22 protein-coding genes are annotated in these 23217 nt (G+C 66.4%); 4 read left to right on the forward strand and 18 right to left on the reverse strand.

Annotation, left to right across the window (positions count from 1 at the left end):
• A complete protein-coding gene (locus EAO27_RS08120) occupies positions 1–444 on the forward strand; it encodes a PaaI family thioesterase (RefSeq protein WP_242779379.1) in 444 nt (147 codons plus the stop codon).
• Positions 445–481: 37 nt separating this feature from the next.
• On the opposite strand, the gene EAO27_RS08125 is transcribed toward EAO27_RS08120, so the two are convergent.
• The 10 genes from EAO27_RS08125 to wecB all read right to left on the reverse strand — a co-directional run bounded on the left by EAO27_RS08125 (position 482) and on the right by wecB (position 11023).
• The gene (locus tag EAO27_RS08125; RefSeq protein ID WP_242779382.1) at positions 482–1087 is read right to left on the reverse strand and encodes a DUF3800 domain-containing protein; all 606 of its coding nucleotides are present in this window, start codon (positions 1085–1087) and stop codon (positions 482–484) included.
• Positions 1084–1491: a hypothetical protein gene (locus EAO27_RS08130; RefSeq protein WP_242779385.1), complete on the reverse strand. Its 408-nt coding sequence runs from the start codon at positions 1489–1491 to the stop codon at positions 1084–1086. Before EAO27_RS08130 ends, EAO27_RS08125 begins: the two co-directional genes overlap by 4 nt.
• A gap of 13 nt (positions 1492–1504) precedes the next feature.
• On the reverse strand, positions 1505–3448 hold the full coding sequence (gene ftsH / locus EAO27_RS08135; protein WP_242780515.1) for an ATP-dependent zinc metalloprotease FtsH: 1944 nt from the start codon (positions 3446–3448) through the stop codon (positions 1505–1507).
• An 82-nt stretch (positions 3449–3530) separates the two neighbouring features.
• Entirely contained in the window at positions 3531–4535 is a 1005-nt protein-coding gene (gene tilS / locus EAO27_RS08140; protein WP_242779388.1) for a tRNA lysidine(34) synthetase TilS, read from the reverse strand.
• Positions 4489–5436, reverse strand: coding sequence for a tetratricopeptide repeat protein (locus EAO27_RS08145; protein ID WP_242779391.1), 948 nt, complete (start codon positions 5434–5436; stop codon positions 4489–4491). Before EAO27_RS08145 ends, tilS begins: the two co-directional genes overlap by 47 nt.
• A 123-nt stretch (positions 5437–5559) precedes the next feature.
• Positions 5560–6411 (reverse strand): helix-turn-helix domain-containing protein, encoded by an 852-nt coding sequence (locus EAO27_RS08150; RefSeq protein ID WP_242779394.1) that lies wholly within the window; start codon positions 6409–6411, stop codon positions 5560–5562.
• A 142-nt stretch (positions 6412–6553) separates the two neighbouring features.
• Positions 6554–7855, reverse strand: coding sequence for an ATP-dependent protease ATPase subunit HslU (hslU, locus tag EAO27_RS08155; protein ID WP_242779397.1), 1302 nt, complete (start codon positions 7853–7855; stop codon positions 6554–6556).
• A 6-nt stretch (positions 7856–7861) separates the two neighbouring features.
• Positions 7862–8428, reverse strand: coding sequence for an ATP-dependent protease subunit HslV (gene hslV / locus EAO27_RS08160; RefSeq protein WP_242779400.1), 567 nt, complete (start codon positions 8426–8428; stop codon positions 7862–7864).
• 194 nt (positions 8429–8622) lie between these two features.
• Entirely contained in the window at positions 8623–9918 is a 1296-nt protein-coding gene (gene wecC / locus EAO27_RS08165) for a UDP-N-acetyl-D-mannosamine dehydrogenase (RefSeq protein ID WP_278190142.1), read from the reverse strand.
• Positions 9908–11023, reverse strand: a complete 1116-nt coding sequence (gene wecB, locus EAO27_RS08170) for a UDP-N-acetylglucosamine 2-epimerase (non-hydrolyzing) (protein ID WP_242779403.1) — start codon at positions 11021–11023, stop codon at positions 9908–9910. The genes wecC and wecB overlap by 11 nt, the downstream gene beginning before the upstream one ends.
• An 87-nt stretch (positions 11024–11110) precedes the next feature.
• Here wecB and EAO27_RS08175 point away from each other — a divergent pair, with 87 nt between their 5' ends.
• The 3 genes from EAO27_RS08175 to EAO27_RS08185 all read left to right on the forward strand — a co-directional run bounded on the left by EAO27_RS08175 (position 11111) and on the right by EAO27_RS08185 (position 14888).
• Positions 11111–12028, forward strand: a complete 918-nt coding sequence (locus EAO27_RS08175; protein ID WP_242779406.1) for a metallophosphoesterase — start codon at positions 11111–11113, stop codon at positions 12026–12028.
• Positions 12025–13989 carry a nucleoside-diphosphate sugar epimerase/dehydratase gene (locus EAO27_RS08180; protein ID WP_242779409.1) on the forward strand — a complete coding sequence of 655 codons (1965 nt, stop codon included), beginning with the start codon at positions 12025–12027 and terminating at the stop codon, positions 13987–13989. The genes EAO27_RS08175 and EAO27_RS08180 overlap by 4 nt, the downstream gene beginning before the upstream one ends.
• A gap of 113 nt (positions 13990–14102) precedes the next feature.
• On the forward strand, positions 14103–14888 hold the full coding sequence (locus EAO27_RS08185; RefSeq protein ID WP_242779412.1) for a class I SAM-dependent methyltransferase: 786 nt from the start codon (positions 14103–14105) through the stop codon (positions 14886–14888).
• 6 nt (positions 14889–14894) lie between these two features.
• Here the strand turns inward: EAO27_RS08185 and EAO27_RS08190 are convergent, their stop codons facing one another.
• From EAO27_RS08190 to asnB, 8 genes are read right to left on the reverse strand one after another with little or no spacing between them, the layout of a single operon-like run.
• Positions 14895–15497 (reverse strand): sulfotransferase family protein, encoded by a 603-nt coding sequence (locus tag EAO27_RS08190; protein WP_242779415.1) that lies wholly within the window; start codon positions 15495–15497, stop codon positions 14895–14897.
• 9 nt (positions 15498–15506) lie between these two features.
• Complete coding sequence (locus EAO27_RS08195) at positions 15507–16658, reverse strand: hypothetical protein (protein WP_242779418.1); 1152 nt, start codon at positions 16656–16658, stop codon at positions 15507–15509.
• Positions 16659–16661: 3 nt separating this feature from the next.
• The gene (locus tag EAO27_RS08200; protein WP_242779421.1) at positions 16662–17819 is read right to left on the reverse strand and encodes an N-acetyl sugar amidotransferase; all 1158 of its coding nucleotides are present in this window, start codon (positions 17817–17819) and stop codon (positions 16662–16664) included.
• 10 nt (positions 17820–17829) lie between these two features.
• A complete protein-coding gene (locus EAO27_RS08205; protein ID WP_242779424.1) occupies positions 17830–18606 on the reverse strand; it encodes a HisA/HisF-related TIM barrel protein in 777 nt (258 codons plus the stop codon).
• A 1-nt stretch (position 18607) separates the two neighbouring features.
• Entirely contained in the window at positions 18608–19438 is an 831-nt protein-coding gene (locus EAO27_RS08210) for a sulfotransferase (protein ID WP_242779428.1), read from the reverse strand.
• Positions 19439–19442: 4 nt separating this feature from the next.
• Positions 19443–20054 carry an imidazole glycerol phosphate synthase subunit HisH gene (hisH, locus tag EAO27_RS08215; RefSeq protein WP_242779431.1) on the reverse strand — a complete coding sequence of 204 codons (612 nt, stop codon included), beginning with the start codon at positions 20052–20054 and terminating at the stop codon, positions 19443–19445.
• On the reverse strand, positions 20051–21364 hold the full coding sequence (locus EAO27_RS08220) for an oligosaccharide flippase family protein (RefSeq protein WP_242779434.1): 1314 nt from the start codon (positions 21362–21364) through the stop codon (positions 20051–20053). Before EAO27_RS08220 ends, hisH begins: the two co-directional genes overlap by 4 nt.
• Positions 21365–21382: 18 nt before the next feature.
• Positions 21383–23215 (reverse strand): asparagine synthase (glutamine-hydrolyzing), encoded by a 1833-nt coding sequence (gene asnB, locus EAO27_RS08225; protein ID WP_242779437.1) that lies wholly within the window; start codon positions 23213–23215, stop codon positions 21383–21385.
• Between the last annotated feature and the right edge of the window lie 2 nt (positions 23216–23217).

A 23217-nucleotide genomic window follows, 5' to 3' on the forward strand; every position in this document is an offset into this window, starting at 1 on the left:
TTGGCGGACGAGGCTCCCATCTCGTCGAGCGCGATCCGCCTCGACGCCGACGCGCTCAATGCCTTCATGGCGGAGGCTTTCCCGCATTCGGTGCCGGGATCGCGGGGGCGTGTCGTGTCGGCCGTGCCCGGACATATCCAGGCGCGGCTCGACCCGAACGAGAATGCGCTGCGTCCCGGCGGGCTGATCTCGGGGCCGACGCAGATGGGGTTCGCCGACATGGCGGCCTATGCGCTTGTCCTCGCGCATATCGGTCCGGTCGCGATGGCGGTGACGAGCGGCCTCAACTACCAGTTTCTGCGTCCCTGCCGTCCGGGGCCGCTTTTCGCCGACGCGACGATGCTGCGCCTCGGCAAGAGGCTCGCGGTGATGGACGTGCGTATCTGGACCGACGACGCCGACAAGCCCGTCGGGCAGGCGAACGTGACCTACGCCATCCCCTGAAGGGCAGCGGACCGGCTTCGGCGCCGGGTCGCGTTTCCTATGGAACGCGCGCCAGTTCGGCGACGCGGATGGCCTTCGACGCGAGCATCGGTTCGATGATCCGGTGGATGCGGTACGCGCGCGGCGACCCCACCGTGGTGTTGAACAGGCTGTTCGCGATCACGTCGGCGATCTGGACGCCGTCGCTGCGCTTGCTGTCGGCGAGCGATGCGCGGCCCCATTGGCCGAGGCCCGCCTGGATTTCCTCGCGGACGTGCGCGAGGATATTGGGGTCGTAGCGGCCGTCGTCGATGACCACGTCGGTGCAGACCCCGCCCGTTTCGGGGAGCCAGTGCCCGATCGCCGAATTGAGCAGCGCGCCATAGAGCGCGAGGTCGCTCGGCAGCGTCCCCCCGGCGCCCTGCGCCAGCGTGTCGCGTTTCGCGACCGCGACCCACGCGCGGCCGCCCGCGCGGTCGAAGAGTTCGAGCAGGTAGGCGCGCTCGACGATGCTGATGCGGCTGCCCTTGAGCTCGCCGCGCAGCCCGGTGACCGAACGGAAGCGCGCGTGGATATCGCCCGCCGCCTGCGGGGTGAGCATCACCGCGGCAAAGGTCATGGCCCCGGCGTTGAGCCCGCCCGATTCGTCGCAATAGATCGTCATGGGCAGGGATAACGCTTTCGCATCAGGCCGTCGAAGGCCGCGGTGAGCGATATCTTCGGGCGGATGGCCGGGGGGTAGGAGCGCAGGTGCGCAAGCCATTGTTCGGGGGTCAGCGAACCCGTTTCGGGCGGGCAGCTCGTCGTCCGGCGGCCGGCCTTGCGGTCGGCGTCGTGGCGCGCCTTGTAGCGCTTGCCGGCGGCGATCACTTCATTCTTGAGCCGCGCCGCCTCGGGCGTCGCCATGGCCAGCGGGCCGAGGCGCATGATCGAATCGGCGCGCGCCAGGAAACCGGCGACGCTCATCTCGCCGGGCGCCATGCCGCACAGCAGCGCGCCCGCGAGCATCGCCGGCAGCGCGCGCGCCGCCCATCCGCTGCGAAAACCGCGAACCCTTACCCCCGACAAGCCGCGGGCAGTCCTACGCGCCCTGCGGGTTGGCGTCGCCGAACGGACGCGGCTTGCGCTTGATCTGGGGCAGGCCGCCGGCATGGCCCGACACCGGTGTGCCGTGCTTGCCCGAATCGTCCTCGCGGCCGATATCCTCGCCCTTGATCGCGCGCTTCGCTTCCTCGCCCGACAGCGTCTCATATTCGAGCAGCGCGCCGGCGAGCAGGTGGAGCTCGTCGATATTGTCGGTCAGCACCTTGCGCGCGACCTTTTCGCCTTCCTCGACGAGGCGGCGAACCTCGGCATCGATCAGCTTGGCGGTTTCTTCCGACATATTCTGGGCGCGCGACACGCTGTGGCCGAGGAATACCTCGTCCTGATTGTCGCGATAGCGCAGCCAGCCGAGCTTTTCGGACATGCCATATTCCATGACCATGGCGCGCGCCATGTCGGTCGCCTGCTGGATGTCGTTCGACGCGCCCGTGTTGAGCTCGTCCTTGCCGTAGATCAGCTGCTCGGCGATGCGGCCGCCGAAGCAGAGCGCGAGCCGCGCCTTCATCTGCTTCATATTCTGCGAATAGCGGTCGCGTTCGGGCAGGTTCCACGTCACGCCCAGCGCGCGGCCGCGCGGGATGATCGTCACCTTGTGCAGCGGGTCGTTGTGTTCGACGTGGAGCGAGACGAGCGCGTGGCCGGCCTCGTGATAGGCGGTGGCCTTTTTCTCGTCCTCGGTCATCACCATCGACCGGCGCTCGGCGCCCATCATGACCTTGTCCTTGGCTTCCTCGAATTCGTTCGAGGCGATCAGGCGCTTGCCCTTGCGCGCCGCGAGCAGCGCCGCTTCGTTGCAAAGATTAGCCAGATCGGCGCCCGAGAAGCCCGGCGTGCCGCGCGCGATACGGCGGAGATCGACGTCGGGCGCCAGCGGCTTCTTGCGCGTGTGCACCTCGAGGATCTTCTGGCGGCCCTCGATGTCGGGACGCGGCACGACGACCTGGCGGTCGAAGCGGCCCGGACGGAGCAGGGCAGGGTCGAGCACGTCGGGGCGGTTGGTCGCCGCGACGATGATGATGCCCTCGTTCGCCTCGAAGCCGTCCATCTCGACCAGCAGTTGGTTGAGCGTCTGTTCGCGCTCGTCGTTGCCGTTGCCGAGACCCGCGCCGCGATGGCGGCCGACCGCGTCGATTTCGTCGATGAAGACGATGCACGGCGCGTTGCGCTTCGCCTGTTCGAACATGTCGCGGACGCGCGATGCGCCGACGCCGACGAACATTTCGACGAAGTCCGAACCCGAAATGGTGAAGAAGGGGACGCCCGCCTCACCCGCGATCGCGCGGGCGAGCAGCGTCTTGCCGGTGCCGGGCGAACCGACGAGCAGCGCGCCCTTCGGAATCTGGCCGCCGAGCTTCGAAAATTTGGTCGGATCCTTCAGGAACTCGACGATTTCCTCGAGCTCCTCGCGCGCCTCGTCGATGCCCGCGACGTCGTCGAAGGTCACGCGGCCCTGCTTTTCGGTGAGCATCTTGGCGCGCGACTTGCCGAACCCCATCGCGCCCGAGCCGTTGTTCTTCTGGACCTGGCGGAAGACGAAGAAGGCGATGCCCAGAATGAGCAGGAAGGGCAGCGACTGGACGAGCAGGTAGAGCCAGATATTGCCCTGTTCGGCGGGCTTGCCGTCATATTTGACGTTATGTTCGTTGAGCAGCTTGAGCAGTTCGGGGTCGCGGATCAGGTTGGCGCTGAAACGGTCGCCGTTCGACAGCGTGCCGGTCGCGCGTTCCTCGGTCAGCACGACGTCCTTGACGCTGCCGTCCTCGATCTTCTGGCGGAATTCGGAATAGGTCAGCGGGGTTCCCGCGGGCTGTGCGGCGCCGCCGAACATCGAGGCGACGAGGAGCATGGCGAGCAAAATGCCGCTCCAGATCATCACGCTCTTCATCCAGGGGTTGCCCTGCGGTTCCTTGTCGTCCTGCATTTCGTCGGTTTCCACTTCGCGAGGGGCCGGGGAGCGACCCGCGTCCAAGATAGGCGCTTCGCGTTAAATGACAATGAGCAGATCAGCGGGGCGTGCGCGCTTTTCGCCGGGGTGCAGCCGAAATGCGCCACAATCCGCCGCCGACCGCGCCGACGCGATCGATCAGCAGGCTGCCGACCATCGCGCGGCGGCCGTCGCGCATCGCCGCGATCACCCCGTCCAGCGCGCTGCCGCGCAAGGTCAGCCGCGGATCATAGGCGGTGAGGCGGCGTGCGACGATGCGGCGGAAAATCTCTGCGGGGCTGGCATCGTCGCGAATCACCGCGCGATCGCCGGCGTCGGGCCAGCCCTCGATCAGCCGTTCGGCGGTCCAGTCGAGCGCGGCATCGGCGTCGGCGAGCCACTGCGCCGATCGCGCCGCGGCCTCGGCATCGAGGAAGCGTTGCGCGGTCAGTTCCTTGCGGAGCCGCGCGCGGTCGAACCGGACGTCGGCGTTCGACGGGTCGTCGACGAAGGGCAGGTCGGCGTCGAGCGCGAGTGCGACGAGGTCGCTCCGGCGCCAGCCGAGCAAGGGGCGCAGCACCGACCCGTTGCGCGCGCGGATCGCGGCAAGCCCGCCGACCCCGCTGCTGCGGTTGAGGCGCATGATCACGGTTTCGAGCTGGTCGTCGGCGTGGTGCGCGGTGACGATGTGATCGAGGCCCTGCTGCGATCGCCAGTCGTCGAGCAGCCGGTAGCGTTCGGCGCGCGCCGCCGCCTGCAACGAGCCGCGGATCGGGGCCGGCGGGGTGAGGATGGCGTGCGGGATATGATCGCGCGCGCAAAAGCCCGCGACCATCCGCGCCTCTTCGGCGGAGCCGTGGCGCAATCCGTGGTCGACCGTCGCTGCCCGGACCTGGCCCGGCAGCAGCGAAACCATCAGCCACAGCAGCGCCATGCTGTCGGGGCCGCCCGAGACGGCGACACCATAGTCGCGATCCTGCCAGTCGGCGCCGACCAGCGCCTTCAGCTGCTGCCCCAGCCGGGCGACGGCGTCGGCTTCAGCAGCCGGCTTTTGTTTTTGCGGCGGCAGCATCGGTCCGGACATCCTGCGGGGCCTTGTCGCCATAGACTTCCTCGAGTTCGCGGAAAGCCTTGCACGCGTCGGCCTTGCGGCCGAGCTTGTCGAGAGCGACGCCCATGTACATCAGGCTGTGCGGCGCGCGGGCGCCGCTCGGCCGATCCTTGTAGTTGTTGTAAAAGGCAACCGCGGCGAGGCTCGGCTTGCCCTCGTCGAGATAGGAACGACCGAGCAGGTTCTGCGCAAAGCTCGCAAGCCGGTGCTGCGGCCATTTTGCAACGACATCCTTGAGCTGCGTCTGCGCCTCGGGATAGAGTTTCGCTTCCCACAAGCGATAGCCGTAGTTGTAGCCGTCATCGACTTCGTTGCCCGTCGCCGGGATCTCGACCTTCTTGACCAGCGCGAGCCGCGCGGCGCTCGATGCCGGAGCGGCGGCGGGCTTGGCGGCCGCGGGTTTCGTTGCCGCGGGCTTGGTCGCCGCGGCCGTTGTCGTTGCGGGCCTGGCGACCGGGGTCACCGGCAGGCTGGCGGGCGTGGTCTCGACCGTCTCCGGGGGCGCAGCGAGACGCTTTTCCATCTCGCTCTTGTACGCCTCGAACTTCTTTTCGAGTTCGCGCAGCTGGAACGCATTCTGCTCGGTCTGGCCGGTCAGCGTCTGGAGCTGGCTTTCGAGCGCGTCGACGCGCGCGGTCAGGTCGATCACCGGCGCGCTGCTCTTCACCCGTTCGCCCGGCGTGTTGTCGGGCGCGATCTCGCCTTCGAAGAAGGTCGGGCTGCCGCCCGGGAATACCGAGCGCTGTACCGCCCGCATTTCCTTTTCGAGCCGCTCGACCCGCTTGTCGATCGTGCCGCTCTGCGCCAGCGCGACGCCCGGCATCGTCACCGCCAGCGCAACCGCCGCGGCGCCCAGAAAGGGATTATAACGCATGTTCATCTGCCTTTCGGCCCCCACACCCAATTAACCATTACCAGCCCCATAACGCGGCAATGGCCGCTTGCGCAAACCCAATTCGGCCCGGCGCCGCGTCGTTTCGTCGGTCCGCCGGGGCGGTCAGCGCTTGGCCGGGACCGGCGCGAGCGTCTGGGCCGCCCCCGCGCCCTCGGCGCGCGCGATCAGGTCGGCGGGTTTCAGCGAGATATTCTTGACCAGCGTATCGGCAGGACCGATCGCGCCGATGTCGCGCCCGCCCACGGTGACCTTGAGCGCCTGCGGAATGCTCGTGCGCAGCGTGAACTGTTCGATATAGGCGGGCGGAACCTCGTAGGTTTCGCCGGCATCGAGCGTGCGCCAATTCTCGGTCTTGCCGCTGGCATCGTCGAAGCCGATCCACACCTCGGAAAGGCTGGTCAGCACCACCGGGGCATCGGCGGGCACCGCGCCCGCCCTGGTCGTGCCCTTGGCGGCCGCGCCGGTCGCGGCGGTCTGGGCGGGGGCTTCGGATTCCTCGGCGGCGCGCGTTTGCGCGGCGATCAGCGCCTCGTCGGGTTCGACCGACAGGAAGCGCCACACGCCATAGGCCGATCCGAGCAGTAGCACGATGATCACCAGCGTCCAGGTCAGTCGCGCGGTCGGCAGGCGCGCGGGGTCGGTGGGCTCATAGGCCTCGTACGACGGACGGCCATATTCGTCCTCCTCGAGTTCCTTGCGCACCGCGGCGCCGATCTCGGCCTCCGGCAAATCGACCGCGCGGGCATAGGCGCGCGCAAAGCCGGTGACGTAGGTGCGTCCCGGCAACGCAGAGAAATCGGACTGTTCGACGGCTTCGAGGTGGCGCTGGGTGATCCGCGTCCGCGTCGCGACGTCGGCGAGCGACAGCCCCGCCGCTTCGCGGGCGAGCCGCAGCCGGTCGCCGGTACGCGTAATCGCCAGTTCGCCCTGCGCGGGGGCTACCTCGTCTGCCATTGCTGTCTCCGTGCCGGTCGTTGCAACCCATCGCGACCGTGTCGCGCCTGTCATCGCACTGACGGCGCGCCAAAGTCAAATGAAGTTCGGTTAACGAAGGGCTGAAAAGGCCCGGAATTAGGCTCGCCGGAGCGGCGCCTTGTCAGAGCACATATTTGCTGAGGTCGGTGTCGCCGACGACATCGGCGAGCTGGCGGTCGACATAGGCGGCGTCGATGTCGACCACGGTCCCGCCGATGTCCTCGGCGGTGAAGCTGACCTCTTCGATCAGCCGTTCCATGATCGTCTGGAGCCGGCGGGCGCCGATATTCTCGACCTTCTCGTTGACCTCCGCCGCGAGCTTCGCGACGCGCGCGATCGCGTCGGGCGCGAAGTTCAGCGTCACGCCTTCGGTCGCGAGCAGCGCGGCATATTGTTCGGGAAGGCCGGCCTTGGTTTCGCTGAGGATGCGCACGAAGTCGCGCTCGGTCAGCGCGCCGAGCTCGACGCGGATCGGCAGGCGGCCCTGCAGTTCGGGGAGCAGGTCGCTCGGCTTCGCGACATGGAACGCGCCCGAGGCGATGAAGAGGATATGGTCGGTCTTCATCGGGCCATATTTGGTCGCGACGGTCGTGCCCTCGATCAGCGGCAGCAGGTCGCGCTGCACGCCCTCGCGGCTCACCGATCCGCCGCGCACGTCGCTCACCGCGATCTTGTCGATCTCGTCGAGGAAGACGATGCCGTTCGCCTCGGCATCGGCGAGCGCGACGCGCGCGACATCGTCCTGGTCGAGGCGCTTGTCCTGTTCCTCCTCGATCAGCCGCGTTGCGGCTTCGTGCACGGTCAGCTTGCGGCGCTTCTTCGGCATGCCGCCCATCGCCTTGCCCAGCATGTCGGACAGGTTGATCATGCTCATCTGGCCCGGCTGGCCGGGGAGTTCGAACGGCATGTTCGGCGCGTCGGCGACCTCGATCTCGACCTCGCTGTCGTCGAGATGGCCTTCGCGGATGCGCTGGCGAAAGCTCTGGCGCGTCGCCTCGCTGGCGCCCTTGCCGGTGAGCGCGTCGAGCAGGCGCTCCATCGCGGCTTCCTCGGCGGCGGCGCGCACCGCTTCGCGGCGGCGGTCCTTTTCGAGCCGGACGGCTTCCTCGACGAGGTCGCGGGCGATCTGTTCGACGTCGCGGCCGACATAGCCGACCTCGGTGAACTTGGTTGCCTCGACCTTGATGAACGGCGCATCGGCGAGTTTCGCCAGACGGCGCGAGATCTCGGTCTTGCCGCACCCCGTGGGCCCGATCATCAGGATATTCTTGGGGCTCACCTCGTCGCGAAGATCGGACCCGAGCTGCTGGCGGCGCCAGCGGTTGCGCAGCGCGACGGCGACCGCGCGCTTCGCCGCGTCCTGGCCGATGATATGCGTGTCGAGCGCGGCGACGATCGCCTTCGGGGTCAAAGCTTCATTCATGGGGAGTTATGCCTGTATTTCGATGGTTTCTTGCGTGAACTGGTCGTTGGTGTAGACGCAGATGTCGGCCGCGACCTGCATCGCCTTGCGCCCCAGCACCTCGGGATCCTGTTCATAGTCGACGAGCGCGCGCGCCGCCGACAGCGCGAAATTGCCGCCCGACCCGATCGCCGCGATGCCGCCCTGGGGTTCGAGCACGTCGCCGTTCCCGGTGATGACGAGCGTCACCTCCTTGTCGGCGACGATCATCATCGCCTCGAGGTTGCGCAGATATTTGTCGGTGCGCCAGTCCTTGGCGAGTTCGACCGCGGCGCGCAGCAACTGGCCGTTGTGTCGTTCGAGCTTGGCTTCGAGTCGTTCGAAGAGGGTGAAGGCGTCGGCGGTCGCGCCCGCGAAACCCCCGATGACGCTGCCGTCGTGCAGGCGGCGCACCTTCTTCGCATTGGGTTTCATCACGGTCTGACCCATCGAGACCTGGCCGTCGCCGATGACGACGACCTTGTCGGCGCTGCGGGCGGAAAGAATGGTGGTTCCGTGCCAGGGCGAGGCACTGCGTGCATGGGGATCGGTCATGGCGTGCGATATGGGAGAGTGAGGCGGGGCGCGCAAGGGGAGGGCAAATGATCCTCCCTGTGGCGAAGCCGCGGGGAGGGAGACCGCTCGCGAAGCGAGTGGTGGTGGGGCCAGCGACGTTGCGTCATTGCCCCTCCGTCAGCGGCTGCGCCGCCGCCACCTCCCCATCGCTTCGCGACAGGGAGGATTTCCTTTTAAGCCACCGCGCGCGGTCCGCTTGCCGCCGCGGGCCAGCCCTGGTCGGGCCACAGGCCGCGCGTGTCATAGACGATCTTGTCGCTGCGTTCCTCGAGCGGGACCGATTTGAACACGTCATGGTCGACGAGCACGACCAAAATCTCGCATTCGGCCAGCGCATCGTCGAGTTCGACAAGTTCGGCGCCGCTGCCCGCAAATTCCATCGGCAGCCCGCGCGCAAAGGGTTCGACGATGCGGATGCGCTGGCCGAACTGGCGGGCGAGCGCGGCGGCGACCTCGACCGCGGGGCTTTCGCGGAAATCGTCGATATTGGGTTTGAAGGCGAGCCCGAGCACGCCGACCCGTGCCTGCGGATGGCTCGCGACGAGCGCCGCGGTCGCCGCGATGACGTGCGACGTCTTGGCGAGATTGACCTCGCGCGCGGTGCGGATCAGGCGGCTTTCGTCGGGCGCGCCGTGGACGAGGAACCAGGGGTCGACCGCGATGCAATGGCCGCCGACGCCGGGGCCCGGCTGGAGGATGTTGACGCGCGGATGAAGGTTGGCGAGGCGGATCACGTCCCAGACATCGACGCCCATCTTGTCGGCGATCATCGACAATTCGTTGGCGAAGGCGATGTTGACGTCGCGATAGCTGTTCTCGACCAGCTTGACCATTTCGGCGGCGCGCGCGGTGGTGGTGACGCAGGCGCCACGCACGAACTGGCGGTAGAAGGTCATCGCGCGGCGCGCGCAGCGCGGGGTGATGCCCCCGATGCAGCGGTCGTTGTCGACGAGTTCGATGAGGATGCGACCCGGCAGCACGCGCTCGGGGCAATAGGCCACGAAGATGTCGGGGGTGCCGGCGCAGCGGCCCGGAACCTTGAGGTCGGGGCGTTCGGCGGCCAGCAGTTCGGCGACCTTTTCGGTCGTGCCCACGGGCGAGGTCGATTCGAGGATCACCAGATTGCCGGGTTCGAGCACCCGCGCGATCGCGCGCGCGGCGTCGAGCACATAGGAAATGTCGGGGCGATGTTCGGCGTCGTGCGGGGTCGGCACGGCGATGACGAACGTATCGGCGGCGATCACCTCGGTCGACGCGACGAGCGCGCCGCGCGCTACCACGCCCTGCACCAGCCCGTCGAGGTCGACCTCCTCGATATGGACCTTGCCGTTGTTGACGGTCTCGACGACATGCGCGCTGACGTCCATGCCCGTGACCTTGCACCCCGACCGGGCGATCAGCGCGGCGGTCGGAAGGCCGATATAGCCGAGGCCGACGACGGTGACTTTCTGTTCGATATCAACGGGCACGCGCAACAATCTCCGCTATCTGGGTCCCTGCCGTGCCGTCGCCGAAGGGATTATGGGCGTGCGACATGGCGGCATAGGCGTCTTCATCGTTCAAAAGACTGAAAATTTCGGAAACAATATACTCCTTGTCGGTCCCGACAAGCTTTGCCGTGCCCGCTGCGATGCCTTCGGGACGCTCGGTCGTCTCGCGCATTACCAGCACCGGCTTGCCGAACGAAGGGGCTTCCTCCTGCACGCCGCCGCTATCGGTGAGCACCAGGTCGCTCGCCGACAGCAGCCGCACGAAATGCGGATAGTCGAGCGGGTCGATCAGCGCGACATTGTCCAGATCGCCGAGGATCGGAGCCATCGCGCTGCGCACGTGCGGATTGGGGTGCACCGGAAAGACGACCGCGACGTCGCTGCGCGCAGCAATCGCGGCGATGGCCTCGGCGATCGCCTTCATGCCGTCGCCGAAATTCTCGCGCCGGTGCGAGGTGACCGCGACGATGCGCTTGCCCGCGAAACGGGCGAGCAGCGGATCGAGGCCCGCGGCAAGCCCGGGTTCCTCGTCGATCCGCGCCTTGGTCGCGAGCAGCGCGTCGATCACCGTGTTCCCGGTGATGTGGATGGTCGCGGCATCGACATTCTCGGCCCGCAGCGCCGCGGCGGCGGTCTCGGTCGGGGCGAAATGCAGGTCGGCGACCGCACCGGTCACCTTGCGGTTCACCTCTTCGGGCCAGGGATGGTAGATGTTGCCGCTGCGCAGCCCCGCCTCGACATGGCCGACGGGAATCTTGCGAAAATAGGCCGACAAGGTCGCGGCCATCGTGGTCAGCGTATCGCCGTGAACGAGGATGCGGTCGGGCTTTTCGGCGTCGAACGTCTCGCCGAGCCCGGTGACGAGGCGCGCCAGCAGCGCGTCGAGCGTCTGGTTGGCCTGCATGACGTCAAGGTCGACGTCGGGGACGATGCGCGCGATGTGCAGCACCTGGTCGAGCATCTCGCGGTGCTGCGCGGTGACACACACGCGGACGTCGAGTCCCGGCTGGCGGCGCAGCGCGTGCACGACGGGGAACATCTTGATCGCTTCGGGGCGTGTCCCGAATACCGTCATCACTCTCATTGCGGGCTCTTGCATCGACTGTTCATATTGGTTCCGTTAGACAATTTTGGTTGTCATCCGCTTAACCGGAAGCGGAAAGAAAGGGGTGTGATCCTTGTCATTGCGGCAATCGCGGGTAAATGGCTGGGCATACGCATCCCTCCGGCCTTTTGTGCGTTGTCGACGCGCTGCGGTGGTGAGCCGGCGAATGGGGACGGGCGTCAGGATCAATTTGGTAAGATTATGCTGAAAAGACTTTTTGGCCGCAAGGAGGTCGTCGAAGCCGTTGCCGAGGACTGGCCGCTGGTTCCCGAGGATAGCCGGGTCTACGCGATCGGAGACGTACACGGCCGGCTCGACCTGCTCGACGCGCTACTAGCGCGGATCGCCGACGAACGCGCGCGCCTACCCGTCGGCACGGTCCATCTGGTGATGCTCGGCGATCTGATCGATCGCGGCCCGCATTCGGCACAGGTCGTCGAGCGGTTGTTGACCGTGCCCGCGGGCGTCGACGAGGTCCATCTGCTGATGGGCAACCACGAAGAGGCGCTGCTCGAAATCCTCGACGGCGCCCATTCGCAGCTGCCGGGCTGGATCCGCTACGGCGGCGAACAGGCGCTCAAAAGCTATGGGCTTGAAGATGCATCAATTTTCGGCGATAGAGAGGCTCTGGTCGCCAAAATTCACGCCGGCATACCGGCTTCGCATGTCCGTTTGTTCCGCTCGATGGTGGATTATGTGCAGATCGGTGACTATCTTTTCGTCCATGCGGGGATTTTCCCCGGGCGTCCGCTCGACCAGCAGCAGGTCCACGACCTGCGCTGGATCCGCGACGAATTTCTCGAAGACGACCGGGATCATGGCGTGATGGTGGTCCACGGGCACACGATCACACCCGACGTCGATTGCCGCACGAACCGTATCGGCATCGACACCGGTGCCTATCGCAGCGGCGTGCTGACCGCGCTGGTGCTCGAAGGCAAGGCAAGGCGCTTCCTGAAGACCGGGGAGGCGCTTGCCGCATGATGCTTGCGCGCGCATGGGGGGTGGTCGAAGAGCGCATTCTCGCGGCGCTTGCCGCGCTCGTCGCGCTCGGGCGCAGCGAAAAGCGCGCGATCCTGATCGTTGCCGATGCGCTTTTGTGCGTTGCGGCGGTGCTCGTCGCCTTTTCGCTCCGGCTCGGGCATTGGGAGGTATTCGATCGCGAGGTCGGGCTTGCCGCGGTGATCGCCTTGTCGAGCTGGCTGCCGATCTTCCTGATCCGCGGGACCTACAGCTCGATCCTGCGTTTCTCGGGCGGCCGGACGATGGTCGGGCTCGCCTATTCGGTGACGCTCTATGCCATTCCGGTGATCGGGATCATCGGGCTGATCGGGATGGACGGGGTGCCGCGCACGATCGCGGTGATCCAGCCGATCATCTTCCTGCTTTTCCTGGCGATGACGCGCATCGTCGCGCGCTACGCCGTGGTCGACCTGCTCAAGCGGCGCGACGTCAAGCAGGCGTCGGTCGTGCTGATCTATGGCGCGGGCGAGGCGGGGCAGCAGCTGGCGCTCGCGCTGCGCGGCGATCCCGAGATGCGGCTCGTCGGTTTCATCGACGACGACCGCAAGATCGAGGGCGAGATCATCGACGGCGTGCCGATCTTCTCGCGCCCGAAGCTTCCCTATCTGGTCGACACCTATGGCGTCACCGACGTGCTGCTCGCGCTGCCGCACGTCACGCGATCGAAGCGGCGGCGGATCATGCAGTCGCTTGAGGATTGGCCGATCCGCGTGCGCATGCTGCCCGGCATGCGGCAGATCATCGACGAACAGGTTTCGATCAGCGACCTGCGCGACGTCCAGATCGAGGATCTGCTCGGCCGCGACCCGGTGCCCCCCAACGAGTTGCTGCTGGGCCGCACGATCGTCGGCAAGACCGTGATGGTCACGGGCGCCGGCGGTTCGATCGGCAGCGAATTGTGCCGCCAGATCATCAACATCCGCCCGGACAAGCTGATCCTCGTCGAATCCTCCGAATATGGGCTCTACGCGATCGGACAGGATCTCCAGACGCTGATCGCCGACCTGCCCGAGGATCGCAGGCCCGACCTGATCGAGGAACTCGGCAACGTCACCGACCATTCGACGGTCCGGCGCCTGCTCGCGCGCTGGCAGCCCGAGACGATCTTTCACGCCGCGGCGTACAAGCATGTCCCGCTGGTCGAAGCCAACCCGATCGCGGGCATCGGCAACAATGTCTGCGGAACGCTGTTCATGGCGACCGAGGCCGAGCGGAGCGGGGTTGCCAATTTCGTGCTGATCAGCACCGACAAGGCGGTGCGCCCGACCAATGTCATGGGCGCCTCGAAGCGCGTTTGCGAACTGGTGCTCCAGGCGCTGGCCAGTCGCGGCAGCCGGACCTGTTTCGCGATGGTGCGCTTCGGAAACGTGCTCGGGTCGAGCGGTTCGGTCGTCCCGCTGTTTCGCGAGCAGATCAGGAATGGCGGTCCGGTCACCGTTACCCACCGCGACGTCACCCGATTCTTCATGACCATCCCCGAGGCGTCGCAACTCGTCATCCAGGCGGGGGCGATGGCGAAGGGCGGCGAGGTGTTCGTGCTCGACATGGGCAAGCCGGTGCGGATCATCGAGCTCGCACGCACGATGATCAACCTCTCGGGCCTCACCGTCCGCGACGAGGATCATCCCGACGGCGACATCGAGATCGCCGAGGTCGGGCTGCGCAACGGCGAAAAGCTCTACGAGGAGCTTTTGATCGGCGACGATCCCAAGCCGACGAGCCACAGCCGGATCATGCAGGCGCGCGAGGCGATGATCGAATGGGGGCTGTTGTCGACGAAGCTCGATGCGCTGCGCGACGCGATGGACCACGGCCGCGCCGGCGAATGCCTCGCGCTGCTTCACGAACTGGTCCCCGAATATCGCCCCGCCGAGGAAGTGAACGGGGAAAGTCCCGCGTTGCAAGCGCCGCTCGCGGGGTGATGGCGTGCGGCTCCGCCACGGCGGAGTTGCGCCCGCCCTGCCGCTGATCTAGCCCGCAACCACCGTTCCCTTGCCGGCCATCGCGGTGGCCGCCCCCTGTGATGGAGTTATCCTTGTCCGCAGATTTCGTGGCGCTCGACCGCTATATCGACCGGCAGATCGAAGCCGTCCCGGGCTATTTCGGACATGCCGAATGGGCTGCGATCGACGCGCTCGGCCGATGGCAGGTGGAGCAGGGCATCGCCGGCAACCTCGCCGAAATCGGCGTGCATCACGGGAAGCTGTTCTTCATCCTCGCCTTGCTCCGGCAGGCCGGCGAAAGGGCCCTTGCGATCGACCTGTTCGAGGATGACGCGCTGAACACCGGGATCCACGCGAACCGCGACCGGGCCTTTTTCGACAATTGCACCAAACTCGGCATCGACCTCGGCGACCGCGACGTGTGGAAAGTCGATACGCTCACGGTCACGCCCGACGCGATGCGCGAACGCATCGGCGGCGTCCGGATGATCAGTGTCGACGGGGGGCATGACTATGCCAATATCGTCCATGATCTTGGCCTCGCCGATGCGGTTCTGGCGGACGACGGCGTGATGATGGTCCACGACTTCTTTGGCATCGGCTGGCCCGACGTGTCGGTCGCCGCCATCCATTTCCTGACCGAGCGCGCCGAACGCCTGCAGCCCTTCCTGATCACGCAGTACAAGCTGTTCGTCGCGCGTCCCGCCGCGGCCGAACGCTATCGGACGATGCTGGCGTCGACCCCCCGCCTGCGCGGTGCGTCGCTTTCGGACCGGTTGATGTTCGGCAAGCCGATCACGCTGTTCAAGCTGGGCAGGCGCGAGGCGCTCGAGCGACGGATCAAGCGAAAGCTCGGCTTCTATCCGAAGCGCCTCTGAACCGGTCTAGCTTCCGAGCAGGGCCTTGACCGCGGTTTTGGCGCCGCGGATCGCGCGCGCCAGCGGCTTGCGCCCCTCGGCCTTGTTGGCGTGGGGAAAGGGCTTGGCCGGCACGGGCAGACCCAGAAACGGGCACAGTTTCTCCCAGCCGTCGCCACTCGAGAAATCCATCTCGACGAGCTTGCCGGGGCGGTCGCGGAAATATTCGCGAACCGCGGCGTTGTGCGCCTCCATCACCGCGACATAATGCGCTTCGTTGCCGATCGGCGCCCCGCGCCCCGCGCCATAGATATGCTCGCGCATCGGTGTCGAGCCTTCGCCGAAATGTTTGGTCTGCGAAGCGATCCAGGCATCGGCGTCGCGCACCGTCAGCACGAACAGCGCGTCGGGCCACATCGCATCCATCTCACGATAGACAAGCGGCCAGGGATTGTCCTGGAAGCCGTCGAAATCGTGCGACAGCGCGCGTGTCAGCTCGACATACTTTTCGCCGATGTCGGGATCGCCGACACGATCGGGGCCCGTCACACGGTAACCGAGTTCGATCAGCGCGAGCGCGAGCGACGTCGTTCCCGTCTTGTGAAAACCGATGCCGAAAACCTTGCGCATGAAATCGTCCTATTTCCTGTTATCGCAGTTGCACGCGGCCGTCGCGGCCAGCAATGCGGCGATCTGTTCAACATTGGTGCTGTAACTGCTCGCCAGCGCACGTTCGGCGCGGGCGCGCCATGCCGCATTCCGCCTGTCCCGCACCGCGTCGATCGCCGCCTGCATTTGATCGAGGATCGCGTCGGGTGCATCCTTGGCGGGCATGAAGATGCCGGGCGCATCGGCTTGCGCTTCGATCCAGCTACTCACGACTTCGCCGCCGAGCGCGAAATATTCGAGCAGCTTGTGCGAATTGACCCCGCTGTTGCGGTCGCGCGCCAGATCGTAGCACAGAAGCCAGATGTCGACGCCTTCGCTCGCGGCAATCAGCGCGTCGCCGGTGAGCAGCCCCGCAAGCTCGACATTGGGGCGGCGCGCGAGGTCGTCGACCCACGCGCGCACCGCGGGCGTTTCGCCCTGGACCGGACCGATGAACCGGAAACGTGCTTCGGGCAGCGCATCGATCAGCATCGAGACGCGCGCCCTGTCCATCGCGGGCTGGGCAAGGTTGCCGATGAAGCCGATCGTGACGAGGGAGTCGGCAGGGCGCGCCGCGGGCGCCGCGAGCAATTGCCGGGCGCGATCGGCGAAGAGCGGCGAGAGACCGTGGCCGACGACGTGCACGGGCTGGCCGGCGGGAGAGACGTCGGCGAGCAGCAGGGCGTCGACGCCGAGGATCAGGTCTGCGTGGCGGTGCGCCACATCACCCGGGTCGAGCCGGTCGACGATGTGCAGGATCGACAGGCGCGCGCGAAGAGCCCGATGGTCGGCGAACTGGCGGGCATTGTCGAAGTCCCAGAGCAGGTCCACCGGCCCGACACGGCGCGCGATCGCCCGCGCGCGCCGCCGCGCTGCAAGGTCGAACAGCCAGCGCGCGCGATATTTGAACCGGCGCAGCGGCATGAACGGATGATCGACAAGATCGATTCCGGGGGTGCCGCTGGGGGAAATGCCGATCTCGGCCTTCTCGCCGGGCGGGTTGACGAAATAGACATGGTGCCCGAGCGCGGCGAGTTCGCGGGCATAATGATGTTTGGACACCTGCAACCCGACCCAGGGCTGCGGCGACAGGAGCATGATGGTCAGCGGCCGGTCGAGCAGCGCGCAGGCGGACGGTCGCATCGGTCAGCGCTTCAGTCCGACCGTCCGCGCGGCGCGGCCGAGTACGCCGACGACCTTGAAATAGAGGTCGCGCTGACCGCGGTCGGTACCGAAAATTTCGTGCCGCTGGTTGGGCAGCGTCAGCAAGGCCTCGAATTCGCTTTCGGAAAAGCCCAGCTTCTTGCGCACATAGGCCTTGTCGCGTTCCTGCAGCGCTTCATCGTAGGTCGGTTGCTGGAGCTCGCGGAGGGCCTCGTCGCGGGTCATCTGTCCCGACAGGATCAGGTTCGACAGATGCGCCTTGCGTTTGTCGACCCCGAATTTCCGCGGGAGGATATAGCCCTGGTAGAAGCGGGTGAAGAGCGATTCATAATGTTTGCCGCCATAATCGACCCAGTCGAGTTCGCGGATCAGCAGTTCCTTCGCCTCGGCCTTGTTATAGTCGATCAGGTCGAGCACCGCTTCGCTGTGAATGCCGCGCACCAGCTGATACCAGGCCTTTTGCCACACGCCGAGCGCGGGCAGCGTTTTGAGCGGCCTCTCGCCATATTTTTTGTGAATATTTCGAATGTTTGCGAGGTCGAACTTCGCATAGTTCCACGTTTTGGGCATCACCGATTCGGTGGCGTGGTTGAGCCCCGACAGCAGATATTTGAGGTTGTGCTTCGCCGCGAGGCGATAGAGCGCGCCCGAGATCATGTGATCGGTCGGCACTTCGAGATCGACCACCGACGCCTTGAAATAGGCGCGCTGGAGGTCGCGGAACTCGTCCCAGTCCATCACGAACGTATGGAGTTCGAAGCCCAGCTTCTTGCAGATATTCTCGATGTTGCGAACCGCGAGCTCGTTGTTCCAGCCATTGTCGAAATGGACGATCAGCGGCCGCAATTCCCATTGTTTCGCGAGCCAGGTCACATAGCTGCTGTCGACCCCGCCCGACAGGCCGATGACGCAGTCGTAGGGCTTGCCCGCACCGTCGGCGCGCACCTTGTCGAGCAAGCGCTCCAGCCGCGCCTTTTTCTCCCCGGCGTCCGGCTGCGTCGCCATCAGCGCCTGATATTCGTGCCAGTGGTTCGACACGCCGTCGGCGTCGAAGACGATATCAGGGTCGCTCCCGTCCATCACCGTGCGGGTACAGACGCGGATCGAGGGCGAAGGCAGGGGAGAGGTAGCCTGGGTCACAAGGTCTCGTTCAGTTGAGCTGGGCGAACAGCTGGTCGCGCAGGTCGGTTTCGTCGGGGTAGGAGATCAGCACACCCTGCCTGGGTGCGCGATAGACGAACAGGCTCGACGCCGCCACCGCCGATGCGCCGGCATCGCGGATCGCGGGCAGGAAATCGCCGAGCCCTGCCGCACCGCCGCAGGCGACGACGGGGACGTCGACGGCATCGGCGACCGCCGTGACGGTCGCAAGGTCGTACCCCGCCCATTTGCCGTCGCGATCGATGCTGTAGAGGATGATCTCGCCCGCCCCCGCGGCCGCCATCGCACGGGCTGCCTCGACGGGCGTCAGCCCGGCCTTGTCCTTGCCGCTGCGCGTCAGCACCTGCTGGCCGCCGATCAGCTTTTTCGCATAGGGGAGCGACACCGCGACCGCCTGCGCGCCGAACCGCTCGGCGATCGCCGCGACAAGCGACGGATCCGCCAGCGCTTCGGTCGACAGCACGACCTTTTCGAGCCCGAGCGCGAACAGGCGTGCGGCGTCGTCGACGCTGCGGATGCCGCCGCCATAGCCCATCGGCAGGAAGGCCTCTTCGACGATGTCGCCGATGGCGTCGAATGCGGGGCCGCGGTCGTCGACACTGGCGTCGATGTCGAGCAGCAATATCTCGTCGACCATCTTGGTGTTGAAGATACGCACGGCGTTGATCGGGTCACCGATATAGGTGCGCTTGCCGAAGCCGACGGTCTTCACCAGCCGCCGGTCGCGGTCGATGGTGAGCACGGGAATGACGCGGACGCGGCGCATGTCAGACCTGCCACTTCGCAAAGGCCTGTCCCGTCAGCGCGCGCAGTTCGGCAACATCGGGCGCATAGCGTTCGCGAAGCTGCGCGACCTCCCCGGGCGTCAGGTCGGGCTTCTTGTGCTCGGGATAGAGATATTTGCGAAAGAGTGCATTCGCCATGAAGCGGTGAAAATCGAAGGGCGCGAGCTTGTACGCGATACGATAGGCGAGCGATTGCCGCCAGTGCAGCGGCGCCATGTTCGAATCGATCGTGTTCGATTCAAAGTCGAACAGCGCCGGATCATCGACGCGGTCGAGCCCGAGAAAGTCGAAGATGCGGTTCATCGTCGCGAGCCGGTCGCGCCGCAAATCGTCGCTGTCGACCACGAGGATCTGCTCGATCGGATAATGTTCGAGGAAGAAACGCAGTTGCCAGGCGTAGCGCCCGGTCAGGAAGTGATGGTCGTTGGCGAGGTTCCACGCCATATCCTCGCCGGGTTCCTCGAGGTTGTTTTCGACGAAATGCGAGCGGTAGCGCTCGATCGGGTCGCGCACGATATAGACGAGTTTCGCATCGGGAACGAGCGCCGCCATGCGTTCGGGCGCCCCCTTGTAGAAGGGGTGGTGCGCCTTGCTGTAATTCTGCGAGGCTTCACCGCGCACCGGAAAGGCGGGGTCGAACTGCGCACGATACCATTCGACCGGCTGGTGCGCTTCTTCGCCCGAGAACCAGTTGATCTCCTTCACCGCAGCCATGTGGATCTGCGGATGGAGCGCGAGATAGTCGTTGAGGCTCGTCGTGCCGCATTTCATCGCGCCGATGACGAACAGATTGGGGAGGGCACCTTCGGTCATTCGGTCACAGGCCTGCGAATTGCTGGAGAACGGCCATGCCGAACGACAGGCTCTTTTCGGGGTGGAACTGGACACCGAAGACATTGTCGCGCTCGACCCCGGCGGTAAAGCTGTAACCATGGGTCGTACGGCACAATTCGGTGGCAGGGTCGTCGCACAACATATGGAAACTGTGGACGTAATAATAGCGCGGATCGGGGGTCGGCACCGTCAGGCGACGGCCCGGCATCCACTCGGTATCGGCCCAGCCGATGTGCGGGACCTTCAGCCGCGCGTCGAGGCGGCTGCGGTCGAAGGCGACGGTGCGCGCGGGCACCCAGCCGAAACCGGGCAGGTCGCCCTCGTCGCTGCCGCGCGTCAGCAACTGCGCACCGAGGCAGATGCCGAGCATCGGCACCCCCCGCTGCGTCACCGCCTCGTCGAGCGGCGCAGCCAGTCCCTTTTCGTGCAATCGTCCCATGCCCCAGTCGAACTTGCCGACCCCGGGCAGGATCAGCCGCTCGGCCCTCGCGATCCGGTCCGGATCCCCGGTGAGTTCGGCGCGCTGACCCAGATAGCCGAGCATGTTGATGATCGAACGCGGGTTTCCGGCATCATAGTCGACGATGGTGATCATGGTTGTAACGGAGCCGCGTCGGCGGCCTGCCCCTGTCTGGTACGGTGATCGCGCTCGACGATCAGAATGCTGGTGACGAGATAGACGAGGTATAACAAGATCTGGACGCCGGCAAAGACGTCGATCGCGATTTCGGGCGCAAAACCGAGAAAGGCGACCGACGCGACCGAAAGCGTCGTGGTGACCGCGAACAGGATCGACAGGAAAAAGTCGAGCCGCTGGCGCTGATAGAGCCACATCACTTTCGACGCGGGCATCACGACCAGTTGCAGCGCCATCACCGGCGCGAGGATGCGCGCGATATGGCCGGCCTCCTCCCACTGCGGACCGAGGATGAACACGAACAGCTGCGGCGCGATCAGCGCGAGGACGGCAAAGCTCGGCACGCTGATCGCCGTCAAGCCCGCGACGAGACGCCAGAACAAAGGACGACAGTGGCCGTCGCGCGCCATGTCCTGCGCCGCTCGGCGGAAGAAGACCTGACCGATCGCGCCGCCGAGAATGCCGACCGGCAGCATCAGCAAACCCCGCGCGCGATTATAGTGGCCGACGATCGTCAGCATATTGCCCCACAGCGACAGCACGAGGATCGGCGATGCCTGCGACACCTGCTCGATGATCGACGTCGGGGTGGTCCACAGCGCATAGTTGCGATGCGCGACCCCGGCGTCGCGCATGCGCGTCCAGCCGACGCGGCGCAGCGTCGGCAGCACGTCGCGGTTGCCGACCCAGACCCACAGCAGCGACAGGAACTGGCCGAGGAAATAGCCGATCATCAGCCCGCGCGCGCCGGCACCCGCCCAGGCGAGCAACAGCGCGCCGCCCGACGAGGCGAGCACGTTGACGAGCTGGTAGCCGCTCATCAACCGGTAGCGATGCTGGCGGTTCGCCCAGCCCATCAGCGCGCCGCCGCTGCCCGACGCGAGAACGGTCGCAGGGAGCAGGAAAAGCCAGAAGCCGAGCCGCTCGATCCCGCCGAATCCCGACAGGCCGAGCACGAGCACGCCGGCGAGCGTCAGTCCGGAAAAGCCGAAAGCGAGCAGCAGGCTGAGCGCGAGCAGGGCCCGCGCGCGTTCCTCGTCGGCTTCGGCGACGAGCGCGCGCGCCATCTGCAGGTTGGCGAGCGCCGAGAGGATCACGGCCACCGACATATAGGTCGCGAGCAGCCCGTAATCCGCGGGCGAATAGAGCCGGCTGAGGATCGGTGCAAAGCCGAAGCCGATCGCGGTCGCGGCGAACTGCCCGCTCGACAGCGTCGCAGCGCTGCGCAGGAAGCGCGAATGCCGCAATGTCAGCAGGCGACGGAGCAAGGCTTTGATCTTTCGAGACTAGAGCGGGACATCGAACGCCCTGACCCAGGCGGCGAGGCTGATCAAGCGGAACATCGCCTGATCATAATCACCGGTCGTCGCCGATGCGGCATCGAGCCGTCGCCGGACCCGGGCGACGTCGACGAGCGGCGCCAGCGTGTCGAGTGCGTCATCGATCATCGCGCGCATCGCGGCATTGTTCGTCGCCCAATAACTGGCGTCAGGCGCCGAAAAGCCGTTCTTCTGCCGCCGCCGCCGGACCGCATCGGGCAGTTCGTGCATCGCATCGCGCAATATCCGCTTCTGCCACCCGTCGCCGACGCGATAGGAAGCGGGCAGGCCGGCGACATATTCGACGAGGCGATAGTCGAGGAAGGGCAGGCGCGATTCGACCCCGAACGCCATCGCGAAGCGGTCCTGCGAATGGAGCTGGTACGGGATCGACAGGCGGGTCATCTCGGCGAGCACGAGCGCCTCGAAATCGCGCGGCAGCAACCCGTCCGCATCGATCGCACCCGCGATCGCGGCGGGAAACGCGCCCTCCATCAGCGGCGAGACGCGCGGCACGACCCCGAGCTGGCGGGCGATCCATTTGCGCACCGTGAGCCCGAGCGAATCGCCCGTTGCAAGGCTGCGGCCCTTGAAGTTCCGCCACATTTCGTCGAGCCGGCCCGCCCGGAGCGCCTTGCGCTGCGCGGCGAACCAATATTCGCCATAGCCGCCGAAATATTCGTCGGATCCCTGCCCGTCGAGGAACACCGTGATGCCGTGTCCGCGCACCGCTTCGAACAGCGTATATTCGTTGAAATGGCTTCCGCTCGGCAAGGGCTGGTCCTGCAGGCGGGCGAAGCGTTCGAGGCGGTCGGGGGTGAAGTAGCCGGGAAGGTCGACGGGCACCTCGACGTGGCGAAAACCGAGGCGGCTTGCGACGCTGCGCGCCAGCGCACGTTCGTCGTGCCCCGCCTCGTCGTGCCAGGTGGTAAAGACGACATGCTCCGACGGGTCGGCGCGCATCGCGCGGCTGAACACCGCGATCGCCGTGCTGTCGAGCCCGCCCGACAGCGCCGCGCCGAGCGGGACATTGGCGATATGGCGCAGGCGTACCGAATCGGCGAGCAGGTCGCGGACGGTCGCGATCGCCTCGTCATAGGCGGGGCGCGACGGCACGATGCGCGCGGCCAGATCATACCACCGGTGGCGCGTGACCGTGCGGCTGGTCCGGTCGATTTCGAGCGCGTGCCCGGGCGGCAGGCTGGCGATATCGGCGAACATCGTCCGGTCGTCGAAGGCGAGCCGCCCCGATTCGAGGAATATCCGCGCCGCCGACAGATCGGGGCGCGGCGCGACCAGCCCGGTGGCGAGCAGCTGCTTGGCCTCCGATCCCGCGATCAGGATATCGTCGGACAGGTGATAGCAGAGCGGCTTGATCCCGAAACGATCGCGCGCCAGCAACAGGGTGCCACGCTTCGCGTCGGAAAAGGCGATCGAGAACATGCCGTTGAGGCGGGGAAGGGCGTCGCGGCCCCAGGCATCGAGCGCGTGGAGCAGGACCTCGGTATCCGACCGGGTGCGAAAGCTGCGGCCGAGCGCCTCGAGTTCGTCGCGCAGCGCGCCGAAATTATAGATGGCACCGTTGAACAGCAGCCAGCTGTCGCCGAGCCGCATCGGCTGGTTCGACCGGTCGTGGACGTCGATGACCGCGAGGCGGCGATGCGCGAGGCCGAGCGGGCCGAGCTCGACGATCCCCTCGGCGTCGGGGCCGCGGTGCGCGACCGCGTCCGCCATGGCCTGGAGGTGCGGGCGTTCGACCGGTCGTCCGTCGCGGTGGAAGAGGATGCCCCACCCGCACATGG

The sequence above is a fragment of the Sphingopyxis sp. YF1 genome, assembly GCF_022701295.1.
Lineage (GTDB): Bacteria > Pseudomonadota > Alphaproteobacteria > Sphingomonadales > Sphingomonadaceae > Sphingopyxis.